General features: G+C 43.5%; 17 protein-coding genes. 4 read left to right on the top strand and 13 right to left on the bottom strand.

The window, feature by feature from the left end; genetic code table 11:
- Positions 1-134 precede the first annotated feature (134 nt).
- The 10 genes from dinB to AACQ21_RS05965 all read right to left on the bottom strand — a co-directional run bounded on the left by dinB (position 135) and on the right by AACQ21_RS05965 (position 9,394).
- On the bottom strand, positions 135-1,199 hold the full coding sequence (gene dinB / locus AACQ21_RS06010) for a DNA polymerase IV (protein WP_105977239.1): 1,065 nt from the start codon (positions 1,197-1,199) through the stop codon (positions 135-137).
- Between the two features lie 116 nt (positions 1,200-1,315).
- The gene (gene nqrM / locus AACQ21_RS06005) at positions 1,316-1,549 is read right to left on the bottom strand and encodes a (Na+)-NQR maturation NqrM (protein ID WP_013856179.1); all 234 of its coding nucleotides are present in this window, start codon (positions 1,547-1,549) and stop codon (positions 1,316-1,318) included.
- Between the two features lie 8 nt (positions 1,550-1,557).
- Entirely contained in the window at positions 1,558-2,565 is a 1,008-nt protein-coding gene (locus AACQ21_RS06000; protein WP_105977238.1) for an FAD:protein FMN transferase, read from the bottom strand.
- Between the two features lie 184 nt (positions 2,566-2,749).
- Positions 2,750-3,973 carry an NADH:ubiquinone reductase (Na(+)-transporting) subunit F gene (gene nqrF / locus AACQ21_RS05995; protein WP_013856176.1) on the bottom strand — a complete coding sequence of 408 codons (1,224 nt, stop codon included), beginning with the start codon at positions 3,971-3,973 and terminating at the stop codon, positions 2,750-2,752.
- Positions 3,974-4,006: 33 nt separating this feature from the next.
- The gene (gene nqrE, locus AACQ21_RS05990; RefSeq protein ID WP_013856175.1) at positions 4,007-4,603 is read right to left on the bottom strand and encodes an NADH:ubiquinone reductase (Na(+)-transporting) subunit E; all 597 of its coding nucleotides are present in this window, start codon (positions 4,601-4,603) and stop codon (positions 4,007-4,009) included.
- A gap of 7 nt (positions 4,604-4,610) precedes the next feature.
- Positions 4,611-5,243, bottom strand: coding sequence for an NADH:ubiquinone reductase (Na(+)-transporting) subunit D (locus tag AACQ21_RS05985; RefSeq protein ID WP_013856174.1), 633 nt, complete (start codon positions 5,241-5,243; stop codon positions 4,611-4,613).
- On the bottom strand, positions 5,243-6,010 hold the full coding sequence (locus AACQ21_RS05980; protein WP_013856173.1) for a Na(+)-translocating NADH-quinone reductase subunit C: 768 nt from the start codon (positions 6,008-6,010) through the stop codon (positions 5,243-5,245). Before AACQ21_RS05980 ends, AACQ21_RS05985 begins: the two co-directional genes overlap by 1 nt.
- Positions 6,000-7,244: an NADH:ubiquinone reductase (Na(+)-transporting) subunit B gene (locus AACQ21_RS05975; RefSeq protein ID WP_013856172.1), complete on the bottom strand. Its 1,245-nt coding sequence runs from the start codon at positions 7,242-7,244 to the stop codon at positions 6,000-6,002. The genes AACQ21_RS05980 and AACQ21_RS05975 overlap by 11 nt, the downstream gene beginning before the upstream one ends.
- 5 nt (positions 7,245-7,249) lie before the next feature.
- Positions 7,250-8,590, bottom strand: coding sequence for a Na(+)-translocating NADH-quinone reductase subunit A (locus AACQ21_RS05970; protein ID WP_026027642.1), 1,341 nt, complete (start codon positions 8,588-8,590; stop codon positions 7,250-7,252).
- 495 nt (positions 8,591-9,085) lie between these two features.
- Positions 9,086-9,394, bottom strand: a complete 309-nt coding sequence (locus AACQ21_RS05965; protein WP_026027643.1) for a BolA family protein — start codon at positions 9,392-9,394, stop codon at positions 9,086-9,088.
- A 161-nt stretch (positions 9,395-9,555) separates the two neighbouring features.
- Between AACQ21_RS05965 and AACQ21_RS05960 the strand changes: the two genes are divergently transcribed.
- The 4 genes from AACQ21_RS05960 to AACQ21_RS05945 all read left to right on the top strand — a co-directional run bounded on the left by AACQ21_RS05960 (position 9,556) and on the right by AACQ21_RS05945 (position 13,300).
- Positions 9,556-10,686, top strand: a complete 1,131-nt coding sequence (locus AACQ21_RS05960; RefSeq protein ID WP_019282324.1) for a methyltransferase — start codon at positions 9,556-9,558, stop codon at positions 10,684-10,686.
- A gap of 24 nt (positions 10,687-10,710) precedes the next feature.
- Positions 10,711-11,280: a YajG family lipoprotein gene (locus tag AACQ21_RS05955; RefSeq protein WP_026027920.1), complete on the top strand. Its 570-nt coding sequence runs from the start codon at positions 10,711-10,713 to the stop codon at positions 11,278-11,280.
- Positions 11,280-11,825: a peptidylprolyl isomerase gene (locus tag AACQ21_RS05950; RefSeq protein ID WP_105977237.1), complete on the top strand. Its 546-nt coding sequence runs from the start codon at positions 11,280-11,282 to the stop codon at positions 11,823-11,825. The genes AACQ21_RS05955 and AACQ21_RS05950 overlap by 1 nt, the downstream gene beginning before the upstream one ends.
- A gap of 83 nt (positions 11,826-11,908) precedes the next feature.
- Positions 11,909-13,300 (top strand): AmpG family muropeptide MFS transporter, encoded by a 1,392-nt coding sequence (locus tag AACQ21_RS05945; RefSeq protein ID WP_026029152.1) that lies wholly within the window; start codon positions 11,909-11,911, stop codon positions 13,298-13,300.
- Positions 13,301-13,355: 55 nt separating this feature from the next.
- Here the strand turns inward: AACQ21_RS05945 and AACQ21_RS05940 are convergent, their stop codons facing one another.
- The 3 genes from AACQ21_RS05940 to AACQ21_RS05930 all read right to left on the bottom strand — a co-directional run bounded on the left by AACQ21_RS05940 (position 13,356) and on the right by AACQ21_RS05930 (position 15,376).
- Positions 13,356-14,039 carry a ChrR family anti-sigma-E factor gene (locus AACQ21_RS05940; RefSeq protein ID WP_105977236.1) on the bottom strand — a complete coding sequence of 228 codons (684 nt, stop codon included), beginning with the start codon at positions 14,037-14,039 and terminating at the stop codon, positions 13,356-13,358.
- The gene (locus tag AACQ21_RS05935) at positions 14,036-14,638 is read right to left on the bottom strand and encodes an RNA polymerase sigma factor (RefSeq protein WP_013856164.1); all 603 of its coding nucleotides are present in this window, start codon (positions 14,636-14,638) and stop codon (positions 14,036-14,038) included. Before AACQ21_RS05935 ends, AACQ21_RS05940 begins: the two co-directional genes overlap by 4 nt.
- 162 nt (positions 14,639-14,800) lie before the next feature.
- Positions 14,801-15,376, bottom strand: coding sequence for an LON peptidase substrate-binding domain-containing protein (locus tag AACQ21_RS05930; protein WP_026029151.1), 576 nt, complete (start codon positions 15,374-15,376; stop codon positions 14,801-14,803).
- Between the last annotated feature and the right edge of the window lie 156 nt (positions 15,377-15,532).

The raw sequence follows: 15,532 nt of genomic DNA, 5'->3' as shown, positions 1-15,532 counted from the left end.
CTCATCGATCGTTTTATGACTAACCATATCAGGTGTGGATATTTGATGAGTTAGTATTTCTCGCTAGCAATATAAATGATTTCAACCTAAAAACCGTCAATTTAATGACATAAATGTTAGTTTGTTTCACTAATTTAAAAAAAACTGAGCTGCTTATTGAGCATTTCTGGCTTTAACATCACCTGTAAACCAAGTAAGCGAATTTCTCGCCCATTTTGCCGCAACAAAATATTCACCAAAAGGGTTCGAAAATCATTGAGCTCTAACTGTGGATGAAGATGCTCAATCGTCGTAAGTTGAAAATCGGCAAACTTGACTTTGATCCCTTGTTTGACAATCGAACCATCAACACTCACTCTGTCTAACCTCGCTTTTATCTCTGGATAGAGATGATGTTCAATCACCTGCCAGCACTCTTCATAACTTGAGATATTTTGACTAAATGTTCTTTCGACACCTAATGATTTGCGCTCCCTCTCTGTCACGACTTCGCGATTATCAATTCCATGACTTTTCTTCCATAGTGAAGCGCCTAATCTGCCAAAGTTACGAAGTAGCTCTCGATAGTCCGTTAGCTTGATATCTTCACACTTATAAAAACCCGCTTGGTGCAACTTTTCCAGACTAACCTTACCGACACCGGGTATTTTCTCTAGCGGCAATGAATCGACCACCTGCTGTACTTTATCGGGTGGTATTACAAATTGGCCGTTAGGCTTATTCATATCAGAGGCCACTTTAGCCAAAAATTTTACAGGTGCTACACCTGCAGAGGCGGTCAGTTGGAGTTCGTTGTGAATATCATGGCGAATAGCTTGAGCTATCAATGTTGCGCTTCCTTGACATAGCGGTGAATCACTCACATCAAGAAATGCTTCATCTAATGATAACGGCTCAATAATGGAAGTATAACGTTCGAATATCTGTCGGATTTGAATGGAGATAGCTTTGTATACCGACATTCGCCCCGGAACGACCAGCAGATTGGGGCATAATTTTAAGGCTTGAGCAGTCGGCATTGCGGAACGAACGCCAAATTTCCTCGCTTCATAATTGCAAGTACTTAACACACCACGCTGCTTTTCATGACCACCAACGGCTAGAGGACGATGCCTATATTCGGGGTTATCACGCATTTCTACCGCAGCGTAGAAACAATCCATATCAATATGGATAATTTTTTTGATTTTATTTTTCAATTCAAAACCATCAAAAGACTGTATACATAAACAGTATATTCTTGGTTTCTATGGATTGAAATGAATTGCTTTTAAAAATTAAAGAGCCTGCACAAAACAGGCTCTTTAATCGTAGCTCAGGCGATACGATCTTTTTCCCAATGCGCTAACTTTTCAGCTCTTGCTGCGGCCTTAGCTTCGCGTTTTTTACGTGCATCACAAGGCTCTGGGCAATTGCACACTTTTTCAATGCCAACAGCACCTAATCCACCACAACTGCCTTTGACTACTTTCTTTTGAAAGACATAGCCAACCGCCATCGCGGCAATGACACACAGAAATACACTGAATGTAATGAAAAAAGTATTCATAACTTAACTCACTTTTTATTTAGAAATGGCTTAAATGCGCTGGAGGCAATCTCTTCAAAACCTTGTTCTGTTTTCACAATCATGAACACAGGAATATTGTATTGCTCTGCAACCTCAATACCTTTCGTCTCTCCTAGTACCATTAATCCAGTCGCTAGGCCATCTGCCGTCATTGAAGATGCATCCAAAACGGTAACTGATACCACTTTATTATGGATGGGTTTGCCAGTGATTGGATTGATAATGTGAGAATAACGCACACCATCTTGCTCAAAATAATTACGGTAATCACCTGAAGTGGCAATTGCCAGATCACCAGGTTCAATGATCTCTTGAGCGGTACGTTCATCAACTGTCGGTTTTTCTATAGCGATTCGCCAAGGTACGCCTTCTCGATTTACGCCTTTTAAGCGCATCTCACCACCGACTTCAACCATGTAATTGACAATGCCTTGTGATTGAATGTAGTCAGCAACCACGTCGACTCCCCATCCTTTCGCAATAGTTGAAAGGTCCACATAGAGATTAGGAAGATCTTTACTTAACGTAGTGTCGGTTGCGCTAAGATGCTCAATGCCTATATTGTTTTTACGCTCAGCCAATTCAGCATCGCTTGGCACCACATCAGGACGAGCTTCAGGGCCAAAACCCCATAGGTTAACCAAAGGACCAACAGTGACATCCAATGCACCTAAAGTAAGACCGTTAAGACGCAGCGCTTCTTTCACCACGGTTGCGGTTTGAGAAGAAACCGTAAAAGGTTCCGTTCCTTGATATTGATTAAAACGGCTGAGCTCAGAATCTTTACGATAGGTCGACATTTGATCGTTCACTTCTTCCAATAACCGATCAACTTCCTTTTGGAGAGCCTCCGAGCTAGGGATCCCTTCAGCTTTCAGGTACTTAATATTGTAAGTCGTGCCCATAGTAGGGCCACTGAGATGAACTTGCTCAACCGATTTTTCACAACCCGCCAAGATGAATAGAGAAGCTAACGCAACAAGCCATTTTTTCACTTGTTTACTCCTAAAAATGAAAGTGAATATAGAAAAGAAGTGGTTATAGAAAAGAAATTCCTACACCTATTTTCTATGTTAACTGAGTTGGAATTCAAAGCCACAAGGCAAAACTAAAACTAAAACTAAAAAACCCATGGCTGACTCATCAGAGCCAGCCATGGGTTTTACTTACTTCAGTGAATTAACCACCGAAGTCATCAAGAAGGATGTTCTCATCTTCTACACCAAGGTTCTTCAGCATGCCAATCACAGCCGCATTCATCATCGGTGGACCACACATGTAGTATTCACAATCTTCAGGCGCTTCATGGTCTTTCAGATAGTTTTCATACAATACATTGTGGATGAAACCTGTGTATCCATCCCAGTTATCTTCAGGCATTGGATCAGAAAGCGCACAGTGCCATACGAAATTCGAGTTTTCAGCTGCAAGGCCGTCAAAATCTTCAACGTAGAACATCTCACGCTTAGAGCGCGCACCATACCAGTAAGACATTTTACGGGTAGATTTTAAACGCTTAAGCTGATCGAAGATGTGTGAGCGCATTGGAGCCATGCCCGCACCACCACCGATAAAGACCATTTCTGCATCCGTATCTTTGGCAAAGAACTCACCAAATGGACCAGAAATAGTACATTTATCACCTTCTTTCAGTGACCAAATGTAAGAAGACATCTGACCCGGTGGCACATTGGGATTATTAGGCGGCGGCGTAGCAATACGCACGTTTAGCATAATAATACCGAACTCTTCAGGGTAATTCGCCATTGAGTAAGCACGAATAATATCTTCATCAACTTTTGACTCGTAGCGGAACAGGTTAAATTTGTCCCAATCGCCACGATACTCTTCTGGCACGTCAAAATCTGAATATTTGATGTGGTGTGCTGGCGCTTCGATCTGAATGTAACCACCAGCACGGAAAGGTACTGATTCGCCATCAGGGATCTGAAGTTTAAGCTCTTTAATGAAGGTGGCTTTGTTGTCGTTAGAGATAACGGTACATTCCCACTTTTTAACACCAAAAATTTCTTCAGGAAGTTCAATATCCATGTCTGTTTTCACAGCCACTTGACACGCTAAACGTTCACCCTCACGAGCTTCACCTTTAGTAATGTGATCAAGTTCAGTAGGAAGAATATCACCACCGCCAGATTTCACTTTTACACGGCATTGACCACAAGAGCCACCACCACCACACGCCGATGATACAAAGACACCAGAACCTGCAAGTACGCTCAGTAGCTTACCACCTGGATTAGTCACAATAGACTTATCTGCATCACCGTTAATTGAAATTGTAATGTCGCCTGTTGGAACTAGCTTAGATTTAGCAAATAGAATTACCAAAACGAGTGCTAGAACAATCAGGGTAAACATCACTACACCAAGAATAATGTCCATTGACTATTCCTTAATTGTTGCGGTTTACCCGACTTACAGTTGAACACCAGAGAAAGACATAAAGCCTAACGCCATTAGACCCGCCGTGATGAAGGTAATCCCTAAACCACGTAAACCCGGAGGTACATCTGAATATTTCATTTTCTCACGGATACCGGCAAGAGCGACAATCGCTAACATCCAACCCACACCCGAACCGAAACCGTAAACGACGGATTCAGCAAAGTTATAATCACGCTGAACCATGAAAGATACACCACCAAAAATGGCGCAGTTCACTGTGATTAAAGGTAAGAAAATGCCCAGCGCGTTATACAAAGGTGGGAAAAAACGATCCAATATCATCTCTAAGATCTGTACCAATGCGGCAATAACACCGATAAAGGTAATGAAATTTAGAAATGTAAGATCAATATTTTCACCCAATGCACCCGGTTTAAGTAACAAGTTATAAACCAAGTTATTCACTGGTACTGAAATGGTCAGAACAACAGTAACCGCAATCCCTAAACCAAACGATGTCTTTACTTTCTTAGATACAGCAAGAAATGTACACATACCCAAGAAGAAAGAGAGTGCCATGTTTTCGATAAAAATCGATCGAACAAGCAAACTGATATAATGTTCCATAACGCCCTTACTCCTTCGCTTCTAGTTGTTCAGGTTTGAACGTGCGAATCGCCCAAATCATGAAGCCAATTAGGAAGAATGCCGAAGGTGCTAGCAGCATCAAACCGTTAGGTTGATACCAGCCACCATCTTTCACAAGAGGTAGAACTTCCATTCCAAATAGCTTGCCTGAACCAAGAAGTTCGCGGAAGAAACCAACAGTGATCAATACAAAACCATAACCCAGACCATTACCGATACCATCGATAAAGGAAGGAATCGGTGCCGACTTCATTGCAAATGCTTCAGCACGGCCCATTACGATACAGTTAGTAATGATCAACCCTACGAACACCGATAGCTGTTTCGAGATATCGTATAAGTAAGCACGTAGGATCTGGTCAACAACAATAACCAATGAAGCAATGATCGCCATCTGAACGATGATACGCACACTGTTAGGTATGTGGTGACGAATTAACGAAACGAATAAGTTAGAGAAAGCCGTTACAAACATAACGGCTAGCGTCATAACAAACGCCGTTTCCAACTTAGTGGTTACCGCAAGGGCAGAACAGACACCAAGCACTTGAAGTGCGATTGGGTTGTTATCCAACACTGGCGCTAGAATGCTCTTTTTAATCTCTTTTGCGCTAGACATTAGTTCAAACCTCCGTCACGAACTTTTGCTAGGAATGGACCAAAGCCCATATCACCTAACCAGAAGTCGAAAGTGTGTTGAACACCGTTACTGGTTAGTGTTGCGCCAGAAAGTCCATCAACGCCATGCTCAGATCCGGCAGGAGCGCCACCTTTCACAACTTTAATTGCAGGTTGGTGGTTGTCATCAAACAATTTCTTGCCAACAAATTGAGCTCGCCATGATGGGTTTTCAACTTCACCACCCAATCCCGGAGTTTCACCTTGTTCGTAGTAAGTAATGCCGGAAACGGTATTACCATCGGTTTCTACAGCCACAAATGCGTACATCATTGACCACAAACCATTACCGTGAACGGGAACAATCACTTTAGAAATCTCATCGCCACTTTTCACTAGGTAAACAACCCCAGTATTGGCACGACGAATAATCTTCGCTTTATCTTGTTCCGCTGTTAGCTTGATAGATTGAGCTGGGTCTTTAGAAGCTTTGCGTTGATCATAGGCCGTTGCATCGCCATCAACAAAGTTCCCGGTTTTAAAATCAATCAAACGAGGTTCAATGTATTTAGCAAAAAGCTCTGGCACGCTACCAGACTCGTTAATGCCTGCAACTTCAACAATCTTGCTTTGCTTATCAAGTACTGCGTTAACTTTTTGCTTGTCACGCAGGCCAACCGCTGCTGTCGATACGATGATTGAGCACACTAAGCTCAATGCGATAACAACAAACAGCGTTTTTTTAATGCTATCGTTATTACTTGCCATAGCGTGCTAGTCTCCGCTTGATGTTCTTCTCAATCACAATATGGTCAAACAAAGGTGCAAATAGGTTCGCAAATAAGATCGCCAGCATCATACCTTCTGGGTAAGCTGGGTTAACCACACGAATCATCACACACATTGCACCAATCAAAATACCGTATGCCCATTTACCTTTGTTAGTAAATGAAGCCGATACTGGGTCGGTTGCCATGAAGAACATACCAAACGCAAAGCCACCAAGTACTAGGTGCCAATGCCAAGGCATATTAAACATTGCATTTGTGTCTGAACCAATAACATTGAACAGCGTTGATATGGCAATCATACCTACCATAACACCCGCAATAATGCGCCATGAAGCAATGCCCATGTAGACAATAAATGCCGCGCCAATCGCCAGTGCTAACGTCGATACTTCACCGATAGAGCCAGGAATGTTACCAACAAATGCGTCCATCCAAGTAATGGCTTCGCCAGTGACCTTATTGATCAGAGCACCGTTACCACCTTGAGCCCATTGGCTTAGCGCCGTTGCACCAGAAAAACCATCTGCAGCTGTCCAAACAACGTCACCAGAGATCTGTGCTGGGTAGGCGAAGAATAGAAAAGCACGACCGGCTAATGCTGGGTTTAGGAAGTTACGCCCGGTACCACCAAAGATTTCTTTGGCAACAACCACGCCAAAGGTAATCCCTAAAGCGGCTTGCCATAAAGGCAGTGTGGGTGGAACAATCAGAGCAAACAAAATTGAAGTTACAAAGAAACCTTCGTTAACTTCATGCTTACGCACCATACAAAACAGCACTTCCCAAAAACCACCGACCAAGAATACCGTGGCGTAGATAGGTAGGAAGTAAGTCGCACCAAGCAGCATCATACTTGCCCAACCGGCTTGCGTACTTAATGTACCGCCAAGCATTTCAGTTAGCCAATAGTGCCAGTTACCACTGATGACTGTCGCCAATTCAGCGCCAGAATACAGATGGTTAAGTGCAGTAATCGATTGGTGACCAACGTTATACATACCCCAGAACATCGCTGGGAATACCGCTAGCCAAACCATGATCATGATGCGTTTGAGGTCAACGCTATCACGAACGTGTGAGCTTCGTTTTGTAACTAAACCAGGCGTATAAAAAAGCGTTGCGGCTGCTTCATACAAGGCAAACCATTTTTCATGTTTGCCGCCAGGTTCAAAATGATGCTCGATGTCTTCAAGAAACTTTTTAAGGCCCATGAAAATTACCCTTCCTTCTCAATCTTGTCTAGGCACTCACGAAGTAGCTGACCATATTCGTATTTACCAGGACATACAAAGGTACACAATGCGAGATCTTCTTCGTCCAGTTCAAGGGCACCGAGACGTTGAGCGCTATCGATGTCACCTGCACATAGGTCACGAAGTAGGAGCGTTGGTTCCATATCTAGTGGCAACACTTTTTCATAGTTACCAATAGGTACCATCGCACGATCACTACCATTGGTTGTGGTTGTCATGTTGAACAACTGACCTGTGAAGAGATGACCAAGGAAAGAGCGAGTGACTGAAAATTTGTTCTTGCCAGGCATTGCCCAACCAAGAAAATCTTTGTCACGACCTTCACGCAGAACCGATACTTGGAGGTGGTAACGACCAAGATAAGCTACAGGCCCCGCCGCTTTCACACCAGAAAGTACAGAACCAGAGATGACACGAACTTCGCCCGGCATCAATTCGTTATCCGTTAACTCTTCGAGGCTAGCACCAATCTGAGTACGGACAAGACGAGGTTTGTTGACTACGGGTCCTGCAAGCGACACCACTCGTTGTGTGTATAGCTCACCGGTTAAGAACAATTGACCAAACGCAATCACGTCTTGGTAATTGATGCTCCACGCCACATTGACTGCATTTACTGGATAGAGGAAATGCATGTGAGTCCCTACAAGACCTGCAGGGTGTGGGCCATCAAACACATGTTCTTCAACGTTTGGCTGTGAAGAGCGTGGTAAGCTAGTACCAGATTTACAGACGTAAACCTTGCCCTCAGTCAGAGTTGAAAGGATATCGAGACCAGCGACGAATGCTTCAGATTGCTCATTAATGATCGTCTCAGGTTTTGCCGCTAATGGATTGGTATCCATTGCTGTCACAAAAATAGCCTGAGTTGAAGACTCAATTGCTGGAACCTTGCTAAACGGACGAGTACGCAACGCAGTCCAAAGACCAGACTCAACTAACTGAGTTTTAACCGTTTGACGGTCAATACTTGCTAGTTGGCTAGCTTCAAAGCTATCGAACGTGATTTGCTCATCACCTGCCACTTCAATCACTACGGATTGTAGGACACGTTTGGCGCCACGATTGACTTCGATAACCTTACCGCTTGCTGGTGAAGTAAATTTAACACCCGGATTCTTTTTATCTTCAAAAAGAATTTGAGCTTTCTTTACTTCATCGCCTACGCGAACATGCATGGTAGGACGCATGCCAACGTACTCTTCGCCAAGCAAGGCGACTTTAGTGATGGTCTTACCATCATTAATCACCTGGGAAGGAGTTCCTGCAATAGGAAGGTCCAAACCCCTTTTTATTGTAATCATACGCACTTGCACTATTTTATCGGGAAAAAGATTCTTTTAATTGCGTAAGTTCAAGGCTTGTTTATCTTTCATGGTCGTTCTTGATAAGAGGCCAAATGAAAGTTAAACCAGCCTTAGACACGACATTTCTGTGTCCGATTTTGGCTTGTTTTAAACGCCAGAACCGCAACATCCTTTTAATAACCTCATCACAAGTATGGTATGAGATCCATTAGGTGCAATAGTCTAGCATTTTTTCGGAACCTGATGCCATGACCAATCCTCTGATAAGTCGTTTTATTTGGAAGGATTTGAATCATAAAGGCTAGCGAATAGTCATAACTTTGAAGCATCGCACAAATAACCTATTCCTTACCCCTTATGAGTATTTATTTTTATTCACTACCTAAAACAATTTCTCTCAACTTGTTCATCTCGTCAATTTGTTTAAATACTGTTAACATTCCGCTCAAAAACAGAACAAGAGAACGGCATATTCAGACGGTTCTGAACGAGTTATTTTCCACCGCCCATACACATAGGACTATCAGGTACGCCACTAATTTGCGCCTGCCACTCTTGTGGTGTGTAGGTATGAATCGAGAGTGCATGAATGTGGTTCGCTAACTCTTCAGCCAACACTTGGTTAACCTGTCGGTGACGGCCGATCAAACGCATTCCTTCAAAACTGTCACTCACCACAATGACTTTAAAATGGCTTTCCGATCCTGAAGGCACATTGTGCATATAGCTTTCATTTTCGACTTTCAAATAATCAGGGTGAAATGCTTGATGCAATTTTTGTTCGATTATGGGTTGGATCATACCGTTGCCTTTCTTCCTCAAATAAGAGCATGAGAACATATACGAGTGTAAAGAGATTTAAGTTTAACTAGCCTTATAGAATAGCGAAAGGTTTTGGTTCCTTGTTTCTACGCCATTTGAGACAATGCATCCGTAATTCTCACTACGACCTATAAAAAATTATGAAAACAGAGTTGGCACTGCATGATCGAACGTTGAGCTTGCACCGTTTCCCACATCGTTCAAACGAAACATTACAAGCTTGGGATGCGGGCGATGAATATATGATTAATCATATTGAAGCGTTGAATTTAGCAATAGGCAAACGCATCCTTATTTTAAACGATCACTTTGGCGCTCTATCGTGTTGGTTTGCAGATAAGCACCACGTCACCATGATGAGCGACTCTTTTATTTCGCAACAAGGTACGTTAAACAATCTTCAGCGCAATCAGTGCCGCAACGTGCAATTGCTCTCAACAATGGATGCCATCCCTGAATCGGTCGATCTGGTGCTTTTTCAATTGCCCAAGAGCAATCGCCACTTGGTTTGGCAATTAAGCCAACTCCGTCAGTCCCTTGCCCAAGATTGCCCTGTGATAGCGGTCAACAAAGCGAAAGAGATCCACACATCAACCTTAAACTTATTTGAAAAGTATTTAGGTTCAACAAGCACTTCTCTTGCATGGAAAAAACACCGCCTCGTTTTTTCAGCACCGAACGTATCACCGATTGAAACGGTGGAACCCATAACTGAATGGGCCGTAGAAAGCGAATCCATCCGTCTAAAAAATCTGCCGAATGTCTACTCAGGTGAGGGATTGGATCTCGGCGCACGCTTTTTTCTACAGCATCTTCCACAAGATCCTAAGTTACAGCACATCATCGACCTTGGATGCGGCAACGGGGTGTTATCAATCAAGATGGGCCAACTCAATCCTCAAGTACGCATGACCTGCGTTGATGAAAGCTTGATGGCCGTCGAGTCTGCAAAGCTAAATTTGCTGGAGAATTTAGGAGAAGATCGCAATATTCAATGCATTGCGAATAACTGCTTAGATGGTTTTCAACAAGAGAGTAGCTGTTTAGTATTGTGTAACCCACCATTCCATCAACAACAAGCTATCACGGATCACATTGCTTGGCAGATGTTCTGTGATGCAAAGCATGTTCTTAAAAAAGGGGGACGATTATTAGTGATCGGCAATCGCCACCTCGGCTACGATGTAAAACTAGCAAGATTATTTGGCCAAGGGCAGGTAAAAACTGTCGCGACCAACCATAAATTTGTTATCTTACAAGCAACTAAATAGGCAAGGATAAGAAAGGAAATGACCATGAAAAAACTGGTTCTCGCAGCCTCAATCGCATTACTCACCGCTTGTGCCGCACCTCAGCAACAGCAAATCAACTTTATGCCTACTGCAACGACCAGCAAAAATACGGTCGTCAACAATAAAGCCTTTACTCTGGTTAGCAAAGATGTTCGATCGGCGCAATATGTGGCTTTAGTGGATAGTGGCCGCTCTAATATTGAGCCAATTCATGCCAAACAAAATGTTCGCATTGCGGTTGAGAATGCGTTGGCAGAGCAATTTAGCTCTCAAGGCTATCGCTTAACAGTGAACAGCGAAAACAATGTCACCGTTGAAATTGCAGAAGCACTAGTGACGGTAAAACACAGCGTCATGTCGAATGAAATGGATGGCAGTGTCACGCTTGAAATCACCGCGGAAACACCAAAAGGCAAATTGGTGAAAACGTTCAACGGAACGGCAAAACGTTCCGGTACACTCAGCGCTTCAAATGATGAGATTGAAATGGTACTCAACGATGTCATGAACTTGGTACTTAAAGAAATTGCCAATGACAGCGAACTTAATGGTTATTTACAGGAGCGCTTTTAATGTTACGTTCTCTCGTTACGACATTAGCGCTCGTCAGTTGCACTGCGTTTTCGGCGCCCAACGTCCTAATTGAGACGAACTTAGGGTCATTTACTGTTGAACTTAATACAGAGAAAGCGCCAACCACTGTCGCAAACTTCGTAAAATATGTTCAAGATGGCAGTTATGTTGGCAGCCAGTTCCACCGCATTATCCCAGGATTTATGGCACAAGGCGGCGGATTTGATGCGGATTTAAAACAACTCACCACTTACGCTCCCATCAAAAATGAAGCGAGCAATGGGTTGACCAATGACACTGCGACGATCGCAATGGCCCGTACCAATGATCCTAACTCGGCTACTCGCCAATTCTTTATTAACTTGGTCGATAATGATTTTCTCAACTACAACGCTCGCCCACCGGGTTATGCCGTCTTTGGTAAAGTCACGCAAGGGTTTGATGTTGTGCAAAAAATGGCTCAACAGCCGACCAGCACGAAAGGGCGAATGCAAGACGTCCCCATCGAACCAATCGTTATTACGAATGTCACACTAGAACAATAACCATACCAACGCCGATTTATCGGCGTTTGATTTTATTGGGTCGCCTTTCGACCTAAGCTGCTTTACTGACAAGGATTCGCTGTATGCCATCAACCTCCTCCTCTCTCACTTGGATGGAAACTATCCGTAGCTATCTTGATAAACGCCTATTGTGGGTATTTATGATGGGGTGTTCGAGCGGTTTTCCGTGGGTTTTGATTGGTTCAAATATGTCAGGATGGCTAAAAGATGCAGGCTTAACCACCGCTGCTATTGGTTATTTTGGCAGTGTCTTCGCAGTTTACGCGATTAATTTTCTATGGGCCCCATTGGTGGATCGCGTCAAATTACCCATTCTGACGCCATTATTAGGTCAACGCCGCAGTTGGGTATTTTTGTGCCAATCGATCATTTTGATCTGTACGTTGCTGATTGCGGGTGTCAATCCAGCCCAAAATTTGATGTTTACCTCAATGCTTGCCTTGGGCATTGCGATCGCTTCTGCCACTCAAGATATCGCGATTGATGCTTTTCGTATCGATACTTTCCCCAAATCACAAGCCAATAAGCTGCCACAAGCCTCCGCCATGGCCATCATGGGGTGGTGGACTGGATATTCTCTGCCGGGCTATCTCGCTTTTGTAAACGCCGATAGTATCGGTTGGAATGCCGTTTATTATGGCATGGCACTCTGTGTCGGGCTGTTAATGCTTTTCACGCTCTTGGTGGGAGAACCAAAAACACATCGCGAAGCACTACAGCATCAAGCGGAGCTGCGACACAATCAGGTAGTTGGTTCGAAAGTCGTCGCGTGGTTCACCGTTACCGTAATCGAACCATTTCTCGATTTCTTCAAACGCAATGGCGCGCAAGTAGCACTAACCCTGCTGTTGTTTGTCTTTTTATTCAAGATTGGCGAAGCTTTTCTTGGCCGAATGTCGATTCCATTTTACAAAGAAATTGGCTTTAGCAACGAACAAATTGGCCACTACTCGAAGTTAATTGGTTGGGGAGCAACCCTATTCTTCACTTTGATTGGCAGTATGTTTAACGTGCGATTTGGTATTGTTCGCGGTTTGATGATTGGTGGCATCGCGATGTCTGCCAGTAATTTGATGTTTTCGTGGATCGCTCAAGTTGGCCCTAATGAGCATCTGTTCTTGGCGACCATAATTGTCGATAACTTTACCACTGCGTTTTCCACCGTGGCCTTTGTTTCGTTTCTTACTGTGTTAACAGGGCAGGCATTTTCAGCAACACAATATGCGCTATTGGCCTCTCTAGGAAACTTTGGCCGCACCACGTTGGCCTCTTTTAGCGGAGAGCTGGTCGACTATCTCAATAATTGGTCACTGTTCTTTATTATTACTGCACTGATGGTAGTACCAAGCCTTATCATGCTCTACTCACTGCGCCATTATTTTGCTGATTTACTGCAAAAAGCTCGGCAGAGAGACATCGATGATATTGCCAAGCAAGGCATTGATAAGCGTTAGATGAAAAAAAGGTCGTACAATACGACCTTTTTTAATTTGATGTGCCCGCTATAGACTACGGATAGAGACCTTTACCAAATAAGTTAAACACTCTCGCAACACCTTGCGTAAACAGCATCGGCTCAGTTAGCACCGTTAAGCATAAACAATCTTCATCCACTTTGGTAAAAGGGCTGTGTTTAATACTCGCATCTCTTTGAATGAAATCACCCACTTGATAATGTCCATCTTCATCACTGAAACCACCATGGAGCACCAAGGTCGACTCAACCCCTTTGTGTGTATGCTGAGGGATCTGCACGTTGTGATTGATGTACATCAGGTTCATGCGAGAGTCTTCAGCAATATCTAGGTGGGCACTAAAAACTTTACCACCATAGCTGCGCCACTCGCCTTTGAAGCGAATGAGTTGGCTCAACGTACTAGGCAGCATCATAACGCGATCATTGACTTTAATTTCTATCGACTCAGGCTTACGCAAGGTCGATGGGTGTAGGGTATCCAGCGCCGTGATCGTTTCAAACATCTGGTTTAAATGATCATCATTAGAAGCGGCCATTCTTTGTTGCGGTAACGATTGGCTCAGCAATGCTTCGGCGGCCCGAGTTTCTAAGTATTGAACCTGTTGACGACACTGAGTACAGAGTTCAAGGTGAGTGGCAATCATAATGCCATGCGCCGCATCAATTGAACCATTGGCATACTGCTGCAGTACTTCGTTGCTTGGATGGTGGCTCATAATTGCTCCGCTTGAATAGAATGTCTAAGTTTTTCAACGGCTAGTCGTAAACGCGATTTGACAGTACCGAGAGGAATATTGAACATCTCCGCAACCTGCTGCTGGGGTAGTTCTTCAAGATACACCGCCTTCACGATGGCTTGCTGAGCTTCAGGCAACAACGCCACAAACTTTAATATTTGCTCTTTTAACATGTCATGTTCAGGACAATAATGTTCAACCAAATCAGGTGGGCAGTAGTCAGTTGGCCAAATATCATCGGCATAAACATGTAACTCTCGTCCGCGCTGCTTACGCAGGAGATCAAAACACAAATTGCGTGCAATCGTGTAAACCCACGTCGAAAGCGAACTTTTTCGGTTATCGAATAGGTGAGATTTCTGCCACACCGTGGTCATGGTTTCTTGCACCATTTCTAACGCCACTTGCTCACTGCCTACATGCTTAAACGCAAACTGTTGTAAGCGAGGAGAGAAATAACGAAACACTAAGGCAAACGCCTGCTTATCACGTTGCTTGACACGTTCCATGCATTCAGCCCAGTCTTGCTTGGTGTAGCTTGGGCTTAGCGACACACTATGCTGAGAATCACTGCTCATGCTGCGCTCTTCCTTTAGGAGTAACCGTTGTTATTGGCATACAGTAGCCATAAACCTTTATACGTGAGTAATGCATACATCGATCACTCGTCGTATTCTTTTTTATGCAGAGCCACTACTACAGAGCGACTTCTCGTTTAAGTTTACTACACGCTTTCAAAGTTAGTGTGAGACTTCGATTACCTGCAATAAAAAGTCAACCGCACTGTGCGCGTCATCCTGCCTCATTAAATCATCAAATTGTTGAATCGAGATAGGGAGCAGCTCTAGCCATCGCTGCGCCACCCAACTGGCATCATCAAAAAAACAGTGCGAATAGAGCTCGCCAAGCTGAGGGAATTGCTGATAAACCGCTTGTAGCTGGTGGCTTAAATACCATTCGTGAGGTTCTAAATCTCTTACTGGCCAACTGGGCAATGACGTGACCTGAGCAACTCGCAGGCCATCAAATTCGCTCACTACTGACTCTATTTTAAAGCGCTCCATTCCCATAACAGTTAATCCTAACATCCCATTGTCGAGCGCTTCAAAATCAACAATCTTAACCAACATCCCAAATTTAGATAACTGATTTGCTTTATTGCCTTTTTTGTTATCAATCAAACAAATCCCAAATGTAGAGTCAGACTGGCTGGATTGAGTGACCATCCTCTTATACCTTGATTCAAAGATCCGTAGCTTCATTTTCCCTTCTGGTAAAACGATTGAAGCTAAAGGAAACAGCATCAATTTCTTCATCATTCATCACTCTTCATCATGCCCGTCAATAAATACGTTGAAGATTACAAAACGATCACTAACTAAAAATGTTGGTTTATCGATTTGCATAAAACAATACTAAAGCAAACGTTTAAGTGATTAAAATCACATTAAAGATGCAAGCGAACGAAATAT

The sequence above is a fragment of the Vibrio sp. V01_P9A10T6 genome (assembly GCF_963877065.1).
GTDB classification, from domain to species: domain Bacteria; phylum Pseudomonadota; class Gammaproteobacteria; order Enterobacterales; family Vibrionaceae; genus Vibrio; species Vibrio anguillarum.
This window is presented reverse-complemented; position numbering and strand designations above follow the sequence as displayed.

Coding starts and splice junctions, on each gene's coding strand:
- nqrM (WP_013856179.1), bottom strand. CDS start 1,549: ATGAATACTTTTTTCATTACATTCAGTGTATTTCTGTGTGTCATTGCC.
- nqrF (WP_013856176.1), bottom strand. CDS start 3,973: ATGGACATTATTCTTGGTGTAGTGATGTTTACCCTGATTGTTCTAGCA.
- nqrE (WP_013856175.1), bottom strand. CDS start 4,603: ATGGAACATTATATCAGTTTGCTTGTTCGATCGATTTTTATCGAAAAC.
- AACQ21_RS05985 (WP_013856174.1), bottom strand. CDS start 5,243: ATGTCTAGCGCAAAAGAGATTAAAAAGAGCATTCTAGCGCCAGTGTTG.
- AACQ21_RS05980 (WP_013856173.1), bottom strand. CDS start 6,010: ATGGCAAGTAATAACGATAGCATTAAAAAAACGCTGTTTGTTGTTATC.
- AACQ21_RS05975 (WP_013856172.1), bottom strand. CDS start 7,244: ATGGGCCTTAAAAAGTTTCTTGAAGACATCGAGCATCATTTTGAACCT.
- AACQ21_RS05970 (WP_026027642.1), bottom strand. CDS start 8,590: ATGATTACAATAAAAAGGGGTTTGGACCTTCCTATTGCAGGAACTCCT.
- AACQ21_RS05965 (WP_026027643.1), bottom strand. CDS start 9,394: ATGATCCAACCCATAATCGAACAAAAATTGCATCAAGCATTTCACCCT.
- AACQ21_RS05960 (WP_019282324.1), top strand. CDS start 9,556: ATGAAAACAGAGTTGGCACTGCATGATCGAACGTTGAGCTTGCACCGT.
- AACQ21_RS05955 (WP_026027920.1), top strand. CDS start 10,711: ATGAAAAAACTGGTTCTCGCAGCCTCAATCGCATTACTCACCGCTTGT.
- AACQ21_RS05950 (WP_105977237.1), top strand. CDS start 11,280: ATGTTACGTTCTCTCGTTACGACATTAGCGCTCGTCAGTTGCACTGCG.
- AACQ21_RS05945 (WP_026029152.1), top strand. CDS start 11,909: ATGCCATCAACCTCCTCCTCTCTCACTTGGATGGAAACTATCCGTAGC.
- AACQ21_RS05940 (WP_105977236.1), bottom strand. CDS start 14,039: ATGAGCCACCATCCAAGCAACGAAGTACTGCAGCAGTATGCCAATGGT.
- AACQ21_RS05935 (WP_013856164.1), bottom strand. CDS start 14,638: ATGAGCAGTGATTCTCAGCATAGTGTGTCGCTAAGCCCAAGCTACACC.
- AACQ21_RS05930 (WP_026029151.1), bottom strand. CDS start 15,376: ATGAAGAAATTGATGCTGTTTCCTTTAGCTTCAATCGTTTTACCAGAA.